This window comes from Enterococcus sp. AMC1623, from assembly GCF_058216495.1.
Genome location: NZ_CM177096.1, coordinates 570,639 through 588,044 on the forward strand (window position 1 = coordinate 570,639; position 17,406 = coordinate 588,044).

Below are 17,406 nucleotides of genomic sequence, written 5' to 3' on the forward strand. Positions count from 1 at the left end.
ATGAAGGTTATCGGAATTTCTGCATGTCCAACTGGGATTGCACATACCTATATGGCAGCAGATTCAGTTGAGAACGCTGTAAAAAAGCGTAATGGTATCGTTAAAATGGAAACGCAAGGATCTATTGGGATAGAAAATAAACTTACTAAAGCAGATATTGAAAGTGCAGATTTAATTATTTTTACTGCCGCTGTCACCATTCGTGAAGAAGAGCGGTTTGAAGGTTTTGAAGATAAAATCATTGAAGTATCTTTACAAGATGCGATTGGAAAAATTGATCGTATTTTAGATGAATATTTTGAAGGAAGAAATTGATATGGGGGCCAAATTAAAACCTATTCTTAAAGAGTTGCAAAAGAATTTAATGACAGGTATTTCTTATATGATGCCTTTAATTATTATTGCTGGTGTAACTATGGGAGTCACATCTTTATTAGGCTCAGTTTTTTTGATGTTAGTGTTTTTACAGAAGAAGTTTTGGCTGCACAAGGAAGTCCTATATTAGATTTTATTACGTGGTGTTATAATGCAGGCTCATTAATGTTTACTATTATGTATCCTGTATTCGCTGGATATATTTCTTTCGGTATTGCTGATAGACCAGGATTAGCTCCGGGATTCTTAGGTGGATTGTTAGTTGTTCAAATGGTAACAGGTTTTCTTGGCGCGATTTTAGCAGGATATGTGGCAGGTTATAGTATTTTATGGCTTAATAAATCCATTAAAATTAATCGAAAATATATTGGTGTAAAAACGTTATTTTTACTTCCGCTTTTAGGCTCAATTATCGTTTTATTGGCAAGTAAATTTGTTATTGCCTATATCGGTATTGGGTTTTCCAGTCTCAGTCAATGGTTAATCACTTCGATTGGTACAGAAGGTGGCGCATTACTTTCTGCCGGATTGGGTGCAGCTCGTGCCTTTGATTTTGGTGGTCCAGTAAATAAAATGGCTGGTACTATAGGAAAACAATTATATTTTGATACAGGATATTCGTATATAGCATTGGTTCTGGGTGCTCTTGTCGCTCCGATAGGTTTAGGATTGTCTCCTTATTTTGCAAGAATTTTTACGAAAAAAGAAATTTTCGATCCCCAATTAAAGCAAGGTGCTCTTTCTTGTTTAATATTAGGATTTTTAGGAATTTCAGAAGCAGTATTACCGTTCATCATCTTATATCCAGTAATTATTCCAATAAGCATGATTGGTACGGCTGTAGCAGGAGCAATTGGCTTTTCACTAGGTGCTTCAGTATTTCCAGGAGGGATTTATGGCTTTTATATGTGGCCGTTAATCGAAAATGTTTGGGGATTTCTAATTGCTTTAGCGGTTGGTGTATTAATTGTTTGTACATTAATGTTCTTCTATAGATTACGAGTATACAATAAAGAACAATTAGAACAAGAAGAACAGGTCAAAAGCGTAGAATAAACTATAATTAGTAGCGATAATTAGAGGAATGTCTTAAAATTTTTTGAATGCAAACAAAAGATTTCTGAGTTATCTCAATCATTTGTTGCAACAAATTATTCTTTTCAAGAAGAGAAAACTGATTTATTATGAATAATAAGAAATCTTCTCTTCTTCAGACTTAATTATAAAGGAGTTCGTTATGACAGCAATCTTATTTGATGTAGACGATACATTGTATGATCAGTTAGAACCATTCAAGCAAGCGTATCAAGAACATTTTAATTTTCCCAATGTGTCAGTTGAAAAGTTATATGTTTTAAGCCGGAAATACAGCGATGAAGTTTTTCATTTAACGGAAAATGGCGAAATGAGTATGACCAAAATGCATAGATATCGCATCGGTAAGGCGTTAGCTTATTACAGTCATGAAATTACTGATAGCCAAGCAGATAGTTTTCAAAAAACATATCAAGAATATCAACAGAAAATTGAACTTACGCCAGATATGAAAAATGCCTTGGATTTTTGTTTAGAAAAAGGAATAACCTTAGGAATCATTACTAATGGGCCAAAAGAACATCAAAAAAGAAAAATCCAACAGTTAAATTTGGAAAAATGGATTCCAAAAGAACAGATATTTATTTCTTCCATTGTTGAATTAGCTAAACCTGATCCGAAAATTTTTCACTTGGTGGAAGAAAAGCTGAACTTAAATAAAGAAAAAACGTATTATGTTGGAGATTCTTTTCAAAATGATATGGTAGGGGCAAAAGCGGTAGGCTGGAAAACAATTTGGAGTAATCGACGACAACATCCACAACCTGTTGGAACAATTATTCCAGATTATATTGTAACAGAAAAAGAATCGTTGCTAGATTTGTTGAAAGAAATTTTGTGAGTTAAGCATCTATGATCGATGACTAAAGAACTTCCGATTAACTGTGTTTAAAACAGCTAACCGGAAGTTCTTTATTTAATACCATCAATCATTTCTTTAACTAACTTCGTTTATTTCTTGCAAACTTGAATATTTTTCATATTGAATTATGGCGTCTGCAAAATATTCATCTGTAGGAGCTGTGACTTTTTCTAACCAATTAGTTGCTTCTTGGTAATAAATCTTAGCTTTCTCAATGTTTCCTAAAAGAAAGGAACAGTCGACAAGAAGTACATAAGCTTGAAATATGATGGAAGGTTGTTCGTTTTGCAAATTATGTCTTTTTATTGCAGTTTCTAACATTTTTTTCGCTTCAATAGGACTCTCGTGAGAATAGGCGAGCGTATTGCTTTCCCAATATAATTTTTCAAATCGTGTTTTTATATGATGCTCATTCTTTTGTTCAAATACCTCCAAAAAAATGAAATTATTGCCATTCATATCCGTTAAACTAAATCTTCTATCAAAATTTAGACTTTTTGGTACGCCCATTCTAGGTAGTCCTGTTCGTGGAAGTTTTTTTCCTACTGCTTCCTTATATTGTGTCGCTAACATTGTGTGCAACGCATCGACATTGTTTACTTGATAAAGATACGTATTTGTCGGAGTAGGAATTTCTAATTTCTTATACGTATAGATATGAAATTCCAAATAATCATTTACCATCACTGCATATCCGTTTGAACGTATATTGTTCTCATAGATATTGGTAAAGCCTAAATTCTTGTAGAATGCGATTGTTTCTTTGAGATTTACAGCGGGTAATGCTGGGACAACTTTTTGAATTTTAATTTGACTCATAATAAATTCCTCCATTCTAAATATAGTTTAGCAAATTCATGCAAATGCTAAGGTTTTTAATAAGGAATCCATTATAATAAGCATTTAGTAAACATAAAGCTGTCATGTACTTTAAAGTTTATTTATAATTTAGCAAAGGAGGAATCACTTTGAGAGGAACTGACATTGCAAAACAATTAAATATTAGTACGAGTGCTTTGAGACACTATGAATCATGGGGAATTATTCCGAAAGTAGAGCGTCAAAATAATGGCTATCGTATTTATACCACGATTCATCAATCATACTTCACGTGTATTAGAGAAATGATGCCTGGTTTTGGCACAGATTTCATAAAAACTATTTTTCCGATGGTGATTTCTGGCGATATTATTTCGGCTATCTGGGAAATTAATAAAAAACAAGTCACATTGTATTCTGAAAAAGAGAGAATCGAATATACGATTGAAATTCTCGAACCTGACGTATTAGCTTCTATTCCAAAATATAAAAATAAAACAGTCTTTTCAATTGGTGAAGTGGCTAAAGAAGCAGGAGTTTCAACATCGGCTATCCGTCACTGGGAAAAAGAAGGACTGATCAACGCTAAGAGAAACTCTGATAGTAATTTTCGCCAATTCACTATTAACGATATTAGAAAAATTTACATCATCCGAACCGTTCAACGTACAGTCTTTTCTTTAAATACTGTACGAGCAGTACTGGAAGAGGTAGAAAAAAATAATATCACGCAAACAAGAGAAATAGCAAACAAAGCTTTAGAAGAAGTCAACCGTGTTCTTTTGAATCAATTTAAAGGGATTGCTGCATTCCATAAGTTATTGGATACTTTATCAAGGTAAAGCTTGTTTGTGGGATACGATTGCTGGGAAGAAGACAAAATAAGCTCAATCTTTGTAATGAAAGAAGATTGAACTTATTTTATATTGATGTGTATCAATTGATGAACATCAGCATAATCGCTGACAGGATGTATCGATTAAGGTTTCATCAGTATTTTTAATTCTTCGCCATTCATAGCTAAACGAAACGCAGCTTCCCATTCATCAAGTGGAAGGATGGCAGTTACAATAGGAGACAAATCCATATTTGTATCTACTAGCCATTGGATTGCTGATTTCCAAGAGCTGGGTTTTTGCGTGCGTGAACCAACATAGCAGATTTCTTTATGAATTAAATCATCCATATTAATCTCATTCATTGTGGTAGCGAAAAGTCCTTCTTGAATAATCGTTCCTTTCTTTTTAATAATTTGCATCGCTTGATGAACAGCATGAATACTCCCTGAACATTCAAAAATTTGATCTGCACCGATTCCGTTCGTCCAAGTCTGAACGAACGCTTCAACATCATCCTTTTGCACAATCAGCGTGTGAGCAATACCTAATTCTTTAGCCAAAGCTAATCGTTTTTCATCTCTCGCTGTTCCTACTAATAAAACCTCAATATTTAGTGAAACTAACACTGTGGCAAGAAGAATACCTATTGGACCAGGTCCAAATACAACAATTTTTTCGTTAGGAGAGATTATTGTCTTTTCTTTGACGGCATGAATACAACATGCAAGTGGCTCCAACATTGCAGCTATCTTGTTGTCAATCTCTTTAGGAATAAGATGGCATCGTTTTTCTTTTACAAGAACAAAATCGGCAAAGCTACCGTCTACCTGTGTGCCAAGACCCTTTCGATCAGAACAAAGATTATATTCCTGTTCATTGCAATAGCTGCATTTTTCACAAGTTTCAAAAGTTGTTTCGCTAACGACAATATCTCCTACTTTATATAATGAAGAAGAATGTCCTATATCAACTACTTCCCCAACAAATTCATGACCTAATGTTAAAGGGATTTTTTTGTTATACTCTCCTTTAAAACCATGGATGTCAGAACCGCAAATCCCTGTATAGATAACTCGAAGCTTCAGCTCACCATCCGATGGAAAGACTTCATTTACCTCAACTAAAGCCATTTGGTTGTAGCCTTCCGCTAATTTACGTAAAGCTTTCATAATTAAGTTCCTTTCTATTTCATAAGTTCTTATTGTTATTTTTTCTTGTATTAGAGGTTGTATTGAATTATAGTAGTTAGTTTAGCATGACAGGTATCTTTTCACTATCACAATTCTTTTGAAAGCGATATCAAAATGATTGGTCTTGTGAAAAATATGAATATAGCGATAATTAGAAATGTAGAGGTGGTTGCATTGAATAGAAGAATCAATAAAATTTTATTAGATATACTTAGAGCAAAAAGTGAAACCTTACAAAGATATGCAGAACTATTTAACGTTTCAGAACAAACAATTCGAAATGATATCAAAGAAATCAATTTTTATTTAGAGAAAAAGCATGCAACTAAATTAATTATTGATGAAACAGGATTCCTAAGAATGGCGGAAGAAATTGATTTGAAATCAGTTTTGAAAGCGTATTCTAATTTTCAGAACTATCGTTTATGTCAAAATGAACGACGGACGATTTTAGCTTTAATTTTAGTGACAAGTAGCGATTATATCACCACGTATTATCTATCGGAATATGTTTTAGTTAGTCGTAACACCTTAGTTAGTGATATTGAAGAGTTAAAAAAATGGTTTGAACAAAATCAATTATCTTTAAGTTCATTCACTGGAAAAGGGTACAAAGTGATTGGCGACGAGAAAGGCATTAGAGCAGCAATGATGAAACTGATTATATCAAATGGTTTGTTTGACCAAGAATATGATTATGCAATGGGATTTGAAGATAATATTTTTCAGAACTTATTATTAGACATTATTGATAAAAAAGCGCGTTATCAAGAAATTGGTAAGCTATTATTGGAGGTTGAAAAACAACATCAAGTGCAACTTTCTGACTTTGCCTATCAAGAAGTTGTTTGTTATTTGCTGATTATGATTGAAAGACTACAACTAGGCTTTTCCATCCAAACGCTAGAAGATGGTGTTGATGTGAAGTCAAGTTCTAAATACAATTTTGCTTTGAGTTTAGCAAAAGAATTAGAACTTAAATATAATCAGAAAATTTCAGATAAAGAAATTGCATCACTTGTTTCTATTTTGCGCAGTAAAAGCTATATCAAAAATAATGGTCGAAAAATTGATTCGATTGAAATGCAAATTATGATCACTGAATTTATTTTCAATATTTCGAAAGAATTGAATATCAAGTATTACTTGAACAGTGAACTATTTGATTTACTTGAAAATCATCTAAAATTATTGATTTATCGCGTTAAAGCAAATATCAATGTTCGAAATGTCTTATTCGATGAAATTTATCAATCATATTCTGCGATTTTTCCATTAGTGAAAAAGTATTTACAGAAAATTGAAGACTATTTGCAGGCATCATTAACCCTTGATGAAATCTCTTTTGTTGTCATGTATATAATGGCAATATTTGAAACAAATGATGTTGCCACAAAGAATAAATCGTTGAAAGTCAGAGTTGTCTGTAACTCAGGACGTGGGACGGCACAATTGATTAAAGCTAAGTTGACAGCAACTTTTCCAAATATTGACATCATTTCAATTGATTCAACGCATATGTTAAGAAAAAATAATCCCACAAATCAAGATTTAATTATTACGACAGTACCTCTCCAATTTTCTTATTCACCAGTTGTTTTAATTAATCCAATTTTAATGGAAAAAGACATTATTAAAATTCAAAAAGCGATTTATCAAATCAAACCAAGAGAAATTATTGACCAAGAAATCAGTCATCAAAGCCGAGATATGTTTCAAACGTTACTTTCTCTTATGGATAAGTACGTAGAAAAAGAAGAACAGGACGAATTTTTGAAAGATATTGAAGCATTGTATTCTCCATCAATTACTCAATTAGAGCTGGAGGAAACTGAAGTGAAACGTTTATCTGATTTGCTTTCGATGGAACGTATTGCATTTAAAGTAGAAGTGAATGACTGGCGAGAAGCAATTAGCGAAGCAGGTAAACTATTACTAAAAAGTGAATTGATTGAAGAACGATATATTGAAGGTATGATAAAAGTCATTGAAGAGAACGGTTCCTACATTGTGATTTCACCTGGAGTAGCAATTCCACATGCAGATGCTTCTGATGGTGCAATTAAAATTGGCGCAAGTTTTATAAAGTTAAAAGAAGCTGTTCATTTTGGACATCCGGAAAATGATCCAGTGCAATATATCATTGCTTTTAGTATTCCAGAAGAAACATCAATAGGTAAGTGTTTATATTACTTTACTGAAATCCTAGCGAATGAAGATTTTCTTTTTAGGATGGATCAGCAAAAGACAGAAAGTGGCATGCTATTAGAAATGAGAAAAATGGAAAATAAAGTGATGGGGTTGACTTATGAAAAAAATATTAAACGATGAAACAAAAAAATATCTATATTACGTTTTTGATGAAACCAATCAAGAACAATTACTGAAACAGATGAGTACAGTGTTGATTCAAAAGAAATTTGTCAAAGAAAGTTATCAAGATGCAGTAATCGAACGTGAAAGAGAATTTCCCACAGGCTTACCCACAGGAGGAATTCATATTGCAATTCCGCATACGGATTGTGTTCATGTAGAAACAGAGGGGTTTTTGGTAGGGGTGCTAGAAACTCCAGTAGAGTTTGAAATTATGGCTACTAATAACGAATATGTGAATGTTGAGATTGTTTTTATGCTTGCAATTAAAAAACCTGAAAATCAAGTGTTTATGTTACAAAAACTCATTGCTCTTTGCCAAGACTCAGAAAAATTAATGTTATTAAAAAAAGGAGAAAAAATAGAAGAAATAGAAAAATTATTAGGCACAATCATTTAAAAGGAGGAAAAACGTATGTTAGAAATAATTAAAGGTGCTGTCAACTATGTGTTGGACTTAGGAGCAGCAGCAATGTTGCCATTGATTCTTACAATTTTTGGATTGATTTTAGGTCAATCGATTAGTAAGTCATTTCGCGCAGGTTTGACAGTAGGGATTGGATTTACTGGGTTAAATTTGGTTATTGGATTACTTTCCGATTCTATAGGTACTGCATCACAAGCAATGATTGAACGTCTAGGTTTGTCTTTAGATATTTTAGATGTTGGTTGGCCAATTGCAGCGGCAATCACATTTGCGACACCAATTGCTGTAATTTTAATTCCAATTATCTTTATTTTCAATATTATCTTATTGAGCTTGAATCAAACCAAAACAATGGATGTTGATTTATGGAATTACTGGCATTTAATTTTTCCAGGTGCGATGGTCTACTATGCGACAGATTCTATCGTGATTGCCATTGTTGCAACATTAGTAAATGCATATGTTGTTTTCAAACTTGCTGACTGGACTGCCCCAGCAGTTGAAAAGTTTTTCGGCTTACCAGGAATTTCACTACCACATGGTGAGACGGTTAACTTTGCACCAATTACTTATGCGTTAAATAAAATTTGGGATAAAATTCCAGGTATCAATAAAATTAATATCAATGCTGGAACATTGAAAGATAAATTAGGACTTTTTGGGGAACCTATGATGATTGGTTTAGTTTTAGGTTTAGGAATGGGTTTTCTTGCGGGCTATGATTCAAAAGAAATTATTCAGTTAGGTATTCAAATGTCAGCAGTTATGATTTTGATGCCAAGAATGGTAGCTCTGTTAATGGAAGGGTTATCTCCAATTGCAGATGCAGCGAAATCGTTCATTCAAAAACGATTCCCAGGAAAAAAAGTTTATATCGGTTTAGATGCAGCTGTAGTAACTGCTCATCCGGCAATCATTACAGTAGCACTACTTATGGTACCGATTACTATTTTATTAGCAGCTATCTTACCGTTTAATCGTTTGTTGCCATTTGCTGATTTAGCTGTTTTACCATTTACCGTTATTTGGTCAGTCGCAGCTTCAAAAGGGAATATTTTCCGTGGACTACTTAATGCGATTGTTTCTCTTTGTATTGTGTTCTTTATTGCAACAAACTTAGGCGCCTTAACAACCACATTGGCACATGCTGTTGGTTTTGCTTTTCCAGAAGGTGCAACAATGATTTCAGGTATTGATATGAGTTCACATATTACATTATGGATTATGCTGAAATTGATTGATCCAAGTAATGTTCCTGCCTTTGCAGCAGGTGTAATTGCGTTGCTACTTTATGGAGGTCTATGGTTCTGGACACGTAATGATATCAAAAAACAATTTGAAACCAAAGAATAAAAACATTAGATGACAGGAGACGGTTTATATGAATAAAAAACACATTTTAATTGCATGCGGTACAGGAGTAGCTACATCAACAGTGGTTAGCATGAGAGTTCAAGAAGAATTAGCGAAAAATAATATTCCAGCAACAGTAGAACAATGCAAAGTTTCAGAATTACCTTCAAAAGTTGGAAATGCTGATCTAGTGGTAACAACAACTTCTTATGAAAGTGACAGCATTCCTGTTATTCGTGCATTGTCTTTCCTAACAGGTATTGGGATTGAAGAGGATGTTCAAAAAATTGTTGAAATTCTAAAATAAGGATGTGACAGGTGTGCAAGACGATAAAAATCAAGTGGTCGTTATCACTGGTTCGGCTAAGGGTATAGGGAAATCAATTGCTGTTACTTTTGCAAAACAGGGATATAATCCAGTAATTGTGGATTTTAATGAACAAGCAGGTGAAGAAACTGCTGAGGAAATTAGTCGGAAATATCACGTTTCCTCATTTTTTGTCAAAGCAGATGTCTCGAACGCAGAAGATTTGATAAATGTTAGAAATCAAGTGATTGAGCGCTTCTCACGAATTGATGTGCTAATCATTAATGCTGGAATTAGTTATCTTCGTACGATTGATGAAATTAGTATAGATGAGTGGGAGCGTGTAATCAAAATCAATCTTCATGGCTCTTTTTATACATTGAAAGCATTTTACGAAGATTTTTTAACAAATAAGGGGAAAATTATCTTTATCACATCTGGATCAGCAATTACGGGAACTGGAGGAGGCGCTCATTACGCTTCTTCCAAAGCTGGTCAACATGGATTAATGCGAACTGTATCTAAAGAATTGGGACCAAAAGGGGTTAATGTCAATGCAATTGCTCCTCGTGTGATTCAAACAGAAATATTGGATCATTTATATCCTAATGAAGAAAGTAGAAAAGAATTACTTAAGAAGATTCCCATCAATCGTATCGGTCAACCAGAAGATATTGCTAATCTTGCGGTCTTTTTAGCAAGCCCAGAAAGCAGTTATATTCATGGGCAGATTATCTTAGCTGACGGTGGAAGAACGTATTAAAAGGAGAGATATAATGAAAACGATTTTAGTAGCATCAGGCACTTCAGACAATAAAAGAAAAGCTGCTGTTGAGTTCATTCAACATTACTTAACAGAAAAAGGCTTGGAAGTGGCTGTGATTGGGAAAAGTATTTATGAGGTTACGACTATTGAACCAGAAATAGATGCTGTGGTATCAATTGGACAGTTAAGCATTCAACCGAATGTTCCTGTGATTGACGGTACACCATTTATTACAAGTTTCGGCAGAGAAAACTGTTGTGACAGTTTGATTGAAGCTCTTTAAAATTTACTGATTTATAAAAGAGAGAAGGAGAACAAATGACAATTTCAATACCAAATAGTGCTGGCTTAACAGATGAAGATTTGAAGAACATTTATAGGGTGATGTGGGAAATCCGTTTTTTTGATGAAAAAGTAGATCAATTGTTTGCACAAGGGCTAATTCATGGAACAACTCATTTAGCAGTTGGTCAAGAAGCTACCGCTGCTGGTAGTGGCGCAGTTCTTCGAAAAACTGATTGGATTACTGCCACACATCGCGGTCACGGACAGACGATAGCCAAAGGAACAGATGTCAATGCAATGATGGCTGAATTATTTGGACGAACTACAGGCACCAATAAAGGAAAAGGTGGTTCGATGCATATTGCTGATCTTGATACTGGTAATTTAGGTGCCAATGGGATTGTGGGTGGTGGATTTCCAATTGCTGTTGGAGCTGGATTAACTGCTAAAATGAAAGGCTGGAATCGAGTTGCTTTGGCTTATGCTGGTGATGGTTCAACGAACGAAGGGAGTTTCCATGAGGCTGTTAATTTGGCAGCTATCTGGGATCTACCAGTGATTTTCTTTATTGAAAATAATCAATATGGCATGAGTGGTTCTGTGAAAAAGATGACTCGTGTCAAGCAGTTGTCAGATCGTGCGCAAGCCTACGGAATCGAAGGAGTGACCATTGACGGTAATGATTTGATGAGCGTTATAGAGACGACCCATCAAGCAGTTGAAAAAGCCCGTCGAGGAGAAGGCCCAACTTTAATTGAAGCTTTGACCTATCGTTGGAAAGGGCATTCGAAATCAGATGCGAAGAAATATCGTACAAAAGAAGAAGAAGAGAATTGGCGCAAAGAAAAGGACCCAATTCGTCGAGCGAAAGATAGGTTTATTGCAGCCGGTGTATTTACCGAAGAAGAAGCAGACGAAATTCGAAAAAAAGCGAAACAAGCAATTGAGGATGCAGTGAAATTTGGTGAAAAAAGTCCAGTAGTAGCTGTTGAAACCATGTACGAAGACGTATACGCAGAGTAGGAGGAACAACGATATGAGAGAAATTACGTATGCAGATGCAGTAAGAGAAGCTCTTTCTGAAGCAATGCGTGAAAATGAAGAAGTATTTATGTTAGGCGAAGATATCGGAGTTTATGGGGGAGCATTTGGTGTTAGTCGTGGTATGGTTGAAGAATTTGGAGAAGAACGCATACGTTCAACACCAATCTCTGAATCAGCCATCGCTGGCACAGCTGTGGGAGCTGCTATGACGGGCATGCGTCCAATTTTTGAACTTCAATTTTCAGATTTTATTACAATTGCTCTAGATCAAATTGTTAATCAAGCAGCTAAAATCCGTTATATGTATGGAGGAAAAGCAAAAATTCCTTTAGTAATGCGGACTCCAGGTGGTTCAGGTACTGGAGCTGCCGCTCAACATTCTCAAAGTTTAGAAAACTGGACAGCTCACATTCCTGGATTGAAAGTCATTCAACCAGCAACAGCTTATGATGCTAAAGGTCTCTTACATGCTGCAATTATAGATGACAATCCTGTGATGTTTTATGAACACAAATTGTGTTACCGAACAATGAGTGATGTTCCAGAAGGTAAATACGTGATTCCAATCGGAGTTGCTGATATCAAAAAAGTTGGTACCGACATTACAGTAATTGCAACTGGAATTATGGTACATAAAGCTTTGGAGGCAGCCGAAGTTTTATCTAAAGAGGACATTAATATTGAGGTTGTGGATCCACGAACATTGGTACCATTGGATAAAGAGACAATTATTCAATCGGTAATTAAAACCGGTAAGGCAGTCATTGTAACTGAAGCAGTTAAACGTAGTGGTTTTAGTGCTGAACTAGCTAGTGTAATTGTCGAAAATGAATCATTTGATTTCCTAGACGCCCCACTTGTACGGTTGGCTGGTGCAGAAATCCCAATGCCTTATCATCCTGAGTTAGAGAAAAAAGCAGTACCACAAGTTGAAAACATTGTAGAGGCTTGCCGTAACTTAATGTCGCATAATTAGGAGGAGAAAGAATGGCACACGAAGTCTTAATGCCGAAATTAAGTTCAACTATGTCTGAAGGAACAATCACTGTCTGGTTGAAAAATGTGGGAGAACCTGTTGAGATTGGTGAAGCAATTTTTGAAGTGATGACTGATAAAATTGCTATCGAAGTCGAAGCTTACGAAGAAGGTATTTTGTTAAAACGTTATATAGAAGATGGAGAGAGTGCATCTGTCAATGCAGTTATTGCTTATATTGGAGAAGCTGGTGAAGAAGTTCCTGAAGATATGCCAGGACAACAAATAGCGCCATCACAAGTGACATTAACTGAAGAGATAAAAGAACAATCAGAAGAATTAACTTCAGAATCAACTGTAGACTCAGATCACCATAAAAATGTAAGAGCGACTCCAGCCGCTAGACGAATGGCTCGTGAAAAAAAATTGGACTTAGCAGTAATTCATGGAACTGGTCCGAACGGGCGGATTCAAGCGCTAGATGTTAAAAAATATCAGATACCAGATAGAACGACCATGACATCCGCTGCGGAAGTTACAGTTGTCGAAGGGGAATTAGTTCCTTGGAGTAGTATGCGTCAAATAATTGCTAATCGGATGGTGGCTAGCAAATCAACAATTCCACATGTAACGATGACAGCGGAAGTAGACATGACACAATCCATTGAAATACGCAGACAGCTGTTGCCAATGATTGAAGAACAAGTGAATGAACGTCTGTCGTATTTAGAAATCATTGCTAGAGCAGCAATGATTGCTTTAAAAACTTATCCAATCTTCAATGCTCATGGTTTAGAAGAAGGTATCCAATTCCATAAACATGTGAATTTAGGGATCGCAGTGGCAATTGAAGAGGGGCTCGTTGTTCCTGTCATCAAGCAGGCGGATCAAATGGGGTTAAGTGAATTAACAAAAGCAGTTAAAGAAAAGACAACAAAAGCTCGTAACAACCAACTATCTCCATCAGAGATGAGAGGTGGAACTTTCACAATTAGTTCATTGGGACGAAGCAAAGTTAAAACCTTCAATCCTATCATCAATGCACCAGAAGTGGCAATTTTAGGAATAGGCGGTATGTATGAACAGTTAGTTCAAGATGCAACTAGTGGAGAAATAAGCAATCAATCCAAGATCAACCTGAATTTGTCGTTCGATCATCGAGTCATCGACGGAGCTCCTGCTGCGGCTTTCCTAAGTCAGATTGTTACACTTCTTGAAAATCCACTAGGCTTATTGTTATAGAAAAGTGAGGTCAAAAAATGGGAAAGAAAACAGAAACATTGGTCATTGGTTCTGGACCTGGTGGATATGTAGCCGCAATTCGGGCAGCGCAACTGGGGCAACAAGTTACAATCGTGGAAGGAAAACACATTGGTGGCGTTTGCTTAAATGTTGGTTGTATCCCATCTAAAGCTTTGATTCATGCTGGACATATTTACCAAGAGTCCTTACACGCTACTTATTTGGGCATTAAAAATAGTCAGACTGAATTGGATTTTGCAACAACACAAAAATGGAAAGATGAAAAAGTTGTACGTGTGTTGACTTCAGGAATCCGAATGTTGTTGCAAAAAAATAATGTGAAAATTATTGAAGGGATGGCAAAATTTATTTCACCAAAACAAGTGTCTGTAAGCACGAATGAACAAGAAGAAGTCATCGATTTTCAACAAGCGATTATTGCTACTGGTAGTCAACCAATTGAGATACCTGGTTTTTCCTTTGGTGGACGAATAATTGATTCAACAGGAGGTCTTTCTTTAAAAGAAGTACCAAAAAAATTGGTGATTATCGGTGGTGGAGTTATTGGTTCAGAGCTAGGAGGCGCATATGCCAATTTAGGTGCAGATGTAACAATTCTAGAAGGTTCATCACAGCTATTACCAACTTATGAAAAGGATTTGATTCAAGTTGTCGAAACATCCTTCAAGAAAAAAGGAATTAAAGTGGTGACTAATGCGATCGCTCAATCAGCGATTGACGATGGTTCACAAGTAAACGTACATTATACAGTCAATAATCAAAAAAATCATGTGTCTGCAGATTATGTGATGGTCACAGTTGGTCGTCGTGCCAATACAGCCAATCTTGGATTAGATAAAGCTGGTCTTGCAGTAAATGATATAGGTCTAATTCCAGTCAATAATCAGTATCAGACTAAACAATCGCATATTTATGCTATAGGAGATGTTATTGAAGGACCAGCGCTAGCACACAAAGCTAGTTACGAGGCGAAAGTTGCTGCTGAAGTGATCTGTGGTAAAAATGTCGCTAAAGATTATCGAGTCATTCCAGCAATTTGTTTTACCGACCCAGAAGTTGCAAGCGTAGGTTGGACTTTAGCAGAAGCTAAAGCGGCTGGCAAACAAGTTAGTAGGGCTGTCTTTCCTATGAAAGCGAATGGCCGAGCCTTGTCACTAAATGCAACTGAAGGATTTGTGCGCTTAATTTTTGAAAAAGAAACAGGATTGGTTATGGGCGGACAAATAGTTGGTGTAGGTGCTAGCGATTTGATTGCAGAACTCACTTTGGCAATCGAATCTTGCTTGACCTTGGAAGATATTGCATTAACCATCCATGGACATCCAACTCTTTCAGAAACAATTATGGATGTGTCCGAGATAGGCTTAGGTTTACCCATTCATATGTAAAAAATAGTCATAAAGTGAAAATTATCATAACTGGAAAAAAGTGCGTTCTCATACAAAGAATGCACTTTTTTAATGTAATTAGCATTAGTTGGTAACCAGATCATCCTTAAATATGTTGTTTCATTTCAGACAGATAAAGTGCCACACGCAATTGCAGCGAGAGTTCTTCTGAATGGATAGGTGCATGAAAAATCGCTTCACATTTTTTTATGCGATATTTAACTGTATTCCGATGCACAAATAATTTTTCGGCAGTTTTTGTGATTTCGCATTGATTGTCCAGATAAGTTTTTAAAGTTTGACGCAAGTCTATGTCACTTTCATTCTTAGGATACGCGAGATGTTTCAAGACAGAAAGGCAAAAATATTGTATATCATCTTCTGGCGTATTTTTAGCAATATATTTGATACTTTTAATTTTATTAAATGAGAGATAAGTATCACCATTATTTTCTTTTAAAGCATAAAGACTTTCTTTATGCGAAAAACTAATAAGATCAATATCATTAACCGGATCACCAATCCCAAAGTGAGTATCTGTTTTTAAATAATCAACCACAAAATGATGGATTTCTTCTAAGAGGGGTAAAAAATCGACTTTTTCTTGTAAAAGTAAAATCCATTGTGTAGGTTCATTAGTTGGAAATAATAAAATAGATTGGTGCATGTCTTTCATTTTTTTAAGCAAATAATCCTCAATTAACAATAATATACTTTGTTTGTGAAAATACTTTTTTGAAGAGATAGTCGCTTCCATTGTCACAATTCGATAATAAGCAGAGGTTAATTTAGGAAAATGTTTTTTGTATTCTACCCAGTCATCATTTTTTGCATCTGATTGTGTTAAAAAATATTGAAGAACTGTTTTTCTTTCCGTTTGTTGTTGTGTTTGTAATGCCAATTCTTTGTGAACAGCTAGTGATAAAACATTGAGTGCTTGCTTAATCGCAAATTTAGAAAAAGGATACGGCAGTGGATCTGTTTCAAAAAGCACCAATACATAGGGAAAATAACGTTCTGTTTCTATTGGCAAAACACTAACCAATTTTTCTTCTTGTTCGAAAGTGAATAAAAATTGTTTTTCCTGTTTTTCCTTTTGCAATCTTTTTAAGAGTGATAAAAATTTTTGTCCATCTTCAGAAAATAAATCAAAAGTAGAATACTGAAGATTTGAATACCGAATATCTCCTAATGGGTCAACAAGTAGCATAGACTGTTTTAGCATAACACTCAATTCATCTAAAAGTTTTTCTAGGGGTACATTTCGAACGAGTAATTGAAGAAAATGTTGTTGAATTTCTAAAGAATAAAAAATTTGCTCCGTTTGTTCATCCCAAATATAGCCCAATAATTTTTGAGAAATATCTCCAAGCGTCATATGGATAGGGATTTGGATGAGAGGAAATTCTAATTGATCTGCTAAATCAAGGACTTGTGAATCAAGTGTTTCTACAAAGCGACCTAATTTAATTGCTAATCCAGTTGCAGGTAATTCCGATAATGTACTAATTAGTTCGCATAATTTTTCAGGTTGATTTTGATAAACCATACCTGTTGTAATCAATAGGGTATTTTTTTGAATGAATCTATGCATATCGGGTGTTTCGAAGACTTCCACTGTATCCAACGGGCGGTCCAAATTGGCGTGATTATTAAGAAGACTCAATTCGCTAAATCTTGGAATAGCTAGAATTTCTTTTAAAGTAGTCAAGGAAAACCCTCCATTATACAAAGTCAACAAGACTTAATATCAAAATATTTTTTGTTTAAATCTTAGCATAATTAAAATAATGATTCAATAAAGATAAACATCTGTAAATAAGGGAAACTTTCTCATTAGAAAAGCAAATATTCGATGATGATGGACGATTTTTCATAAATTTATAAAAAATACCTTTGTTCAAAACGGACAAATTAATAAATAAAATATGTTTCATTTGATTAATGATTGAAATATCCGATGCGATTACAATTAAATAGAAATTTGAAAGAAGAGTAAAAGAATGTAAAGGAGGAAGAATTATTTGTTAGAAGCTTATCAAATT

18 protein-coding genes are annotated in these 17,406 nt (G+C 34.9%); 15 read left to right on the plus strand and 3 right to left on the minus strand.

What is annotated here, in order from left to right:
* From AC4BC7_RS02850 to AC4BC7_RS02865, 4 genes are all read left to right on the plus strand, one after another.
* On the plus strand, positions 1-315 hold the full coding sequence (locus AC4BC7_RS02850; protein WP_207940392.1) for a PTS fructose transporter subunit IIB: 315 nt from the start codon (positions 1-3) through the stop codon (positions 313-315).
* A 1-nt stretch (position 316) separates the two neighbouring features.
* Positions 317-505, plus strand: a complete 189-nt coding sequence (locus tag AC4BC7_RS02855; protein WP_490503789.1) for a hypothetical protein — start codon at positions 317-319, stop codon at positions 503-505.
* A gap of 35 nt (positions 506-540) precedes the next feature.
* On the plus strand, positions 541-1,431 hold the full coding sequence (locus AC4BC7_RS02860; protein ID WP_490503790.1) for a PTS fructose transporter subunit IIC: 891 nt from the start codon (positions 541-543) through the stop codon (positions 1,429-1,431).
* A 181-nt stretch (positions 1,432-1,612) separates the two neighbouring features.
* Positions 1,613-2,311, plus strand: a complete 699-nt coding sequence (locus AC4BC7_RS02865) for an HAD family hydrolase (RefSeq protein WP_207940394.1) — start codon at positions 1,613-1,615, stop codon at positions 2,309-2,311.
* Positions 2,312-2,407: 96 nt separating this feature from the next.
* Here the strand turns inward: AC4BC7_RS02865 and AC4BC7_RS02870 are convergent, their stop codons facing one another.
* Entirely contained in the window at positions 2,408-3,151 is a 744-nt protein-coding gene (locus AC4BC7_RS02870; protein WP_490503791.1) for a DUF8817 family protein, read from the minus strand.
* A gap of 149 nt (positions 3,152-3,300) precedes the next feature.
* Here AC4BC7_RS02870 and AC4BC7_RS02875 point away from each other — a divergent pair, with 149 nt between their 5' ends.
* The gene (locus AC4BC7_RS02875) at positions 3,301-3,993 is read left to right on the plus strand and encodes a MerR family DNA-binding transcriptional regulator (protein ID WP_490503793.1); all 693 of its coding nucleotides are present in this window, start codon (positions 3,301-3,303) and stop codon (positions 3,991-3,993) included.
* A 137-nt stretch (positions 3,994-4,130) separates the two neighbouring features.
* On the opposite strand, the gene AC4BC7_RS02880 is transcribed toward AC4BC7_RS02875, so the two are convergent.
* On the minus strand, positions 4,131-5,159 hold the full coding sequence (locus AC4BC7_RS02880; protein WP_490503794.1) for a zinc-binding dehydrogenase: 1,029 nt from the start codon (positions 5,157-5,159) through the stop codon (positions 4,131-4,133).
* 186 nt (positions 5,160-5,345) lie between these two features.
* On the opposite strand from AC4BC7_RS02880, the gene AC4BC7_RS02885 reads away from it, so the two are divergent.
* Genes AC4BC7_RS02885 through lpdA form a run of 10 tightly spaced genes read left to right on the plus strand, consistent with a single transcriptional unit; the run spans position 5,346 to position 15,361 of the window.
* Positions 5,346-7,511 carry a BglG family transcription antiterminator gene (locus tag AC4BC7_RS02885; protein ID WP_339076144.1) on the plus strand — a complete coding sequence of 722 codons (2,166 nt, stop codon included), beginning with the start codon at positions 5,346-5,348 and terminating at the stop codon, positions 7,509-7,511.
* The gene (locus AC4BC7_RS02890; protein ID WP_207940399.1) at positions 7,489-7,953 is read left to right on the plus strand and encodes a PTS sugar transporter subunit IIA; all 465 of its coding nucleotides are present in this window, start codon (positions 7,489-7,491) and stop codon (positions 7,951-7,953) included. The genes AC4BC7_RS02885 and AC4BC7_RS02890 overlap by 23 nt, the downstream gene beginning before the upstream one ends.
* A gap of 15 nt (positions 7,954-7,968) precedes the next feature.
* The gene (locus AC4BC7_RS02895; RefSeq protein WP_207940400.1) at positions 7,969-9,333 is read left to right on the plus strand and encodes a PTS galactitol transporter subunit IIC; all 1,365 of its coding nucleotides are present in this window, start codon (positions 7,969-7,971) and stop codon (positions 9,331-9,333) included.
* A 28-nt stretch (positions 9,334-9,361) separates the two neighbouring features.
* Entirely contained in the window at positions 9,362-9,640 is a 279-nt protein-coding gene (locus AC4BC7_RS02900) for a PTS sugar transporter subunit IIB (protein ID WP_207940401.1), read from the plus strand.
* Between the two features lie 13 nt (positions 9,641-9,653).
* Entirely contained in the window at positions 9,654-10,403 is a 750-nt protein-coding gene (locus AC4BC7_RS02905) for an SDR family oxidoreductase (RefSeq protein ID WP_207940402.1), read from the plus strand.
* A 13-nt stretch (positions 10,404-10,416) separates the two neighbouring features.
* Complete coding sequence (locus tag AC4BC7_RS02910; RefSeq protein WP_207940403.1) at positions 10,417-10,689, plus strand: PTS sugar transporter subunit IIB; 273 nt, start codon at positions 10,417-10,419, stop codon at positions 10,687-10,689.
* 35 nt (positions 10,690-10,724) lie between these two features.
* Positions 10,725-11,714: a thiamine pyrophosphate-dependent dehydrogenase E1 component subunit alpha gene (locus AC4BC7_RS02915; RefSeq protein WP_207940404.1), complete on the plus strand. Its 990-nt coding sequence runs from the start codon at positions 10,725-10,727 to the stop codon at positions 11,712-11,714.
* Positions 11,715-11,727: 13 nt separating this feature from the next.
* Positions 11,728-12,711, plus strand: a complete 984-nt coding sequence (locus AC4BC7_RS02920) for an alpha-ketoacid dehydrogenase subunit beta (protein ID WP_490503795.1) — start codon at positions 11,728-11,730, stop codon at positions 12,709-12,711.
* Between the two features lie 11 nt (positions 12,712-12,722).
* Positions 12,723-13,952 carry a dihydrolipoamide acetyltransferase family protein gene (locus AC4BC7_RS02925; RefSeq protein ID WP_490503796.1) on the plus strand — a complete coding sequence of 410 codons (1,230 nt, stop codon included), beginning with the start codon at positions 12,723-12,725 and terminating at the stop codon, positions 13,950-13,952.
* Between the two features lie 17 nt (positions 13,953-13,969).
* Positions 13,970-15,361: a dihydrolipoyl dehydrogenase gene (gene lpdA, locus AC4BC7_RS02930; RefSeq protein ID WP_490503797.1), complete on the plus strand. Its 1,392-nt coding sequence runs from the start codon at positions 13,970-13,972 to the stop codon at positions 15,359-15,361.
* A gap of 106 nt (positions 15,362-15,467) precedes the next feature.
* Here the strand turns inward: lpdA and AC4BC7_RS02935 are convergent, their stop codons facing one another.
* Positions 15,468-17,072 (minus strand): PucR family transcriptional regulator, encoded by a 1,605-nt coding sequence (locus AC4BC7_RS02935; protein WP_207940408.1) that lies wholly within the window; start codon positions 17,070-17,072, stop codon positions 15,468-15,470.
* Positions 17,073-17,406 lie beyond the last annotated feature (334 nt).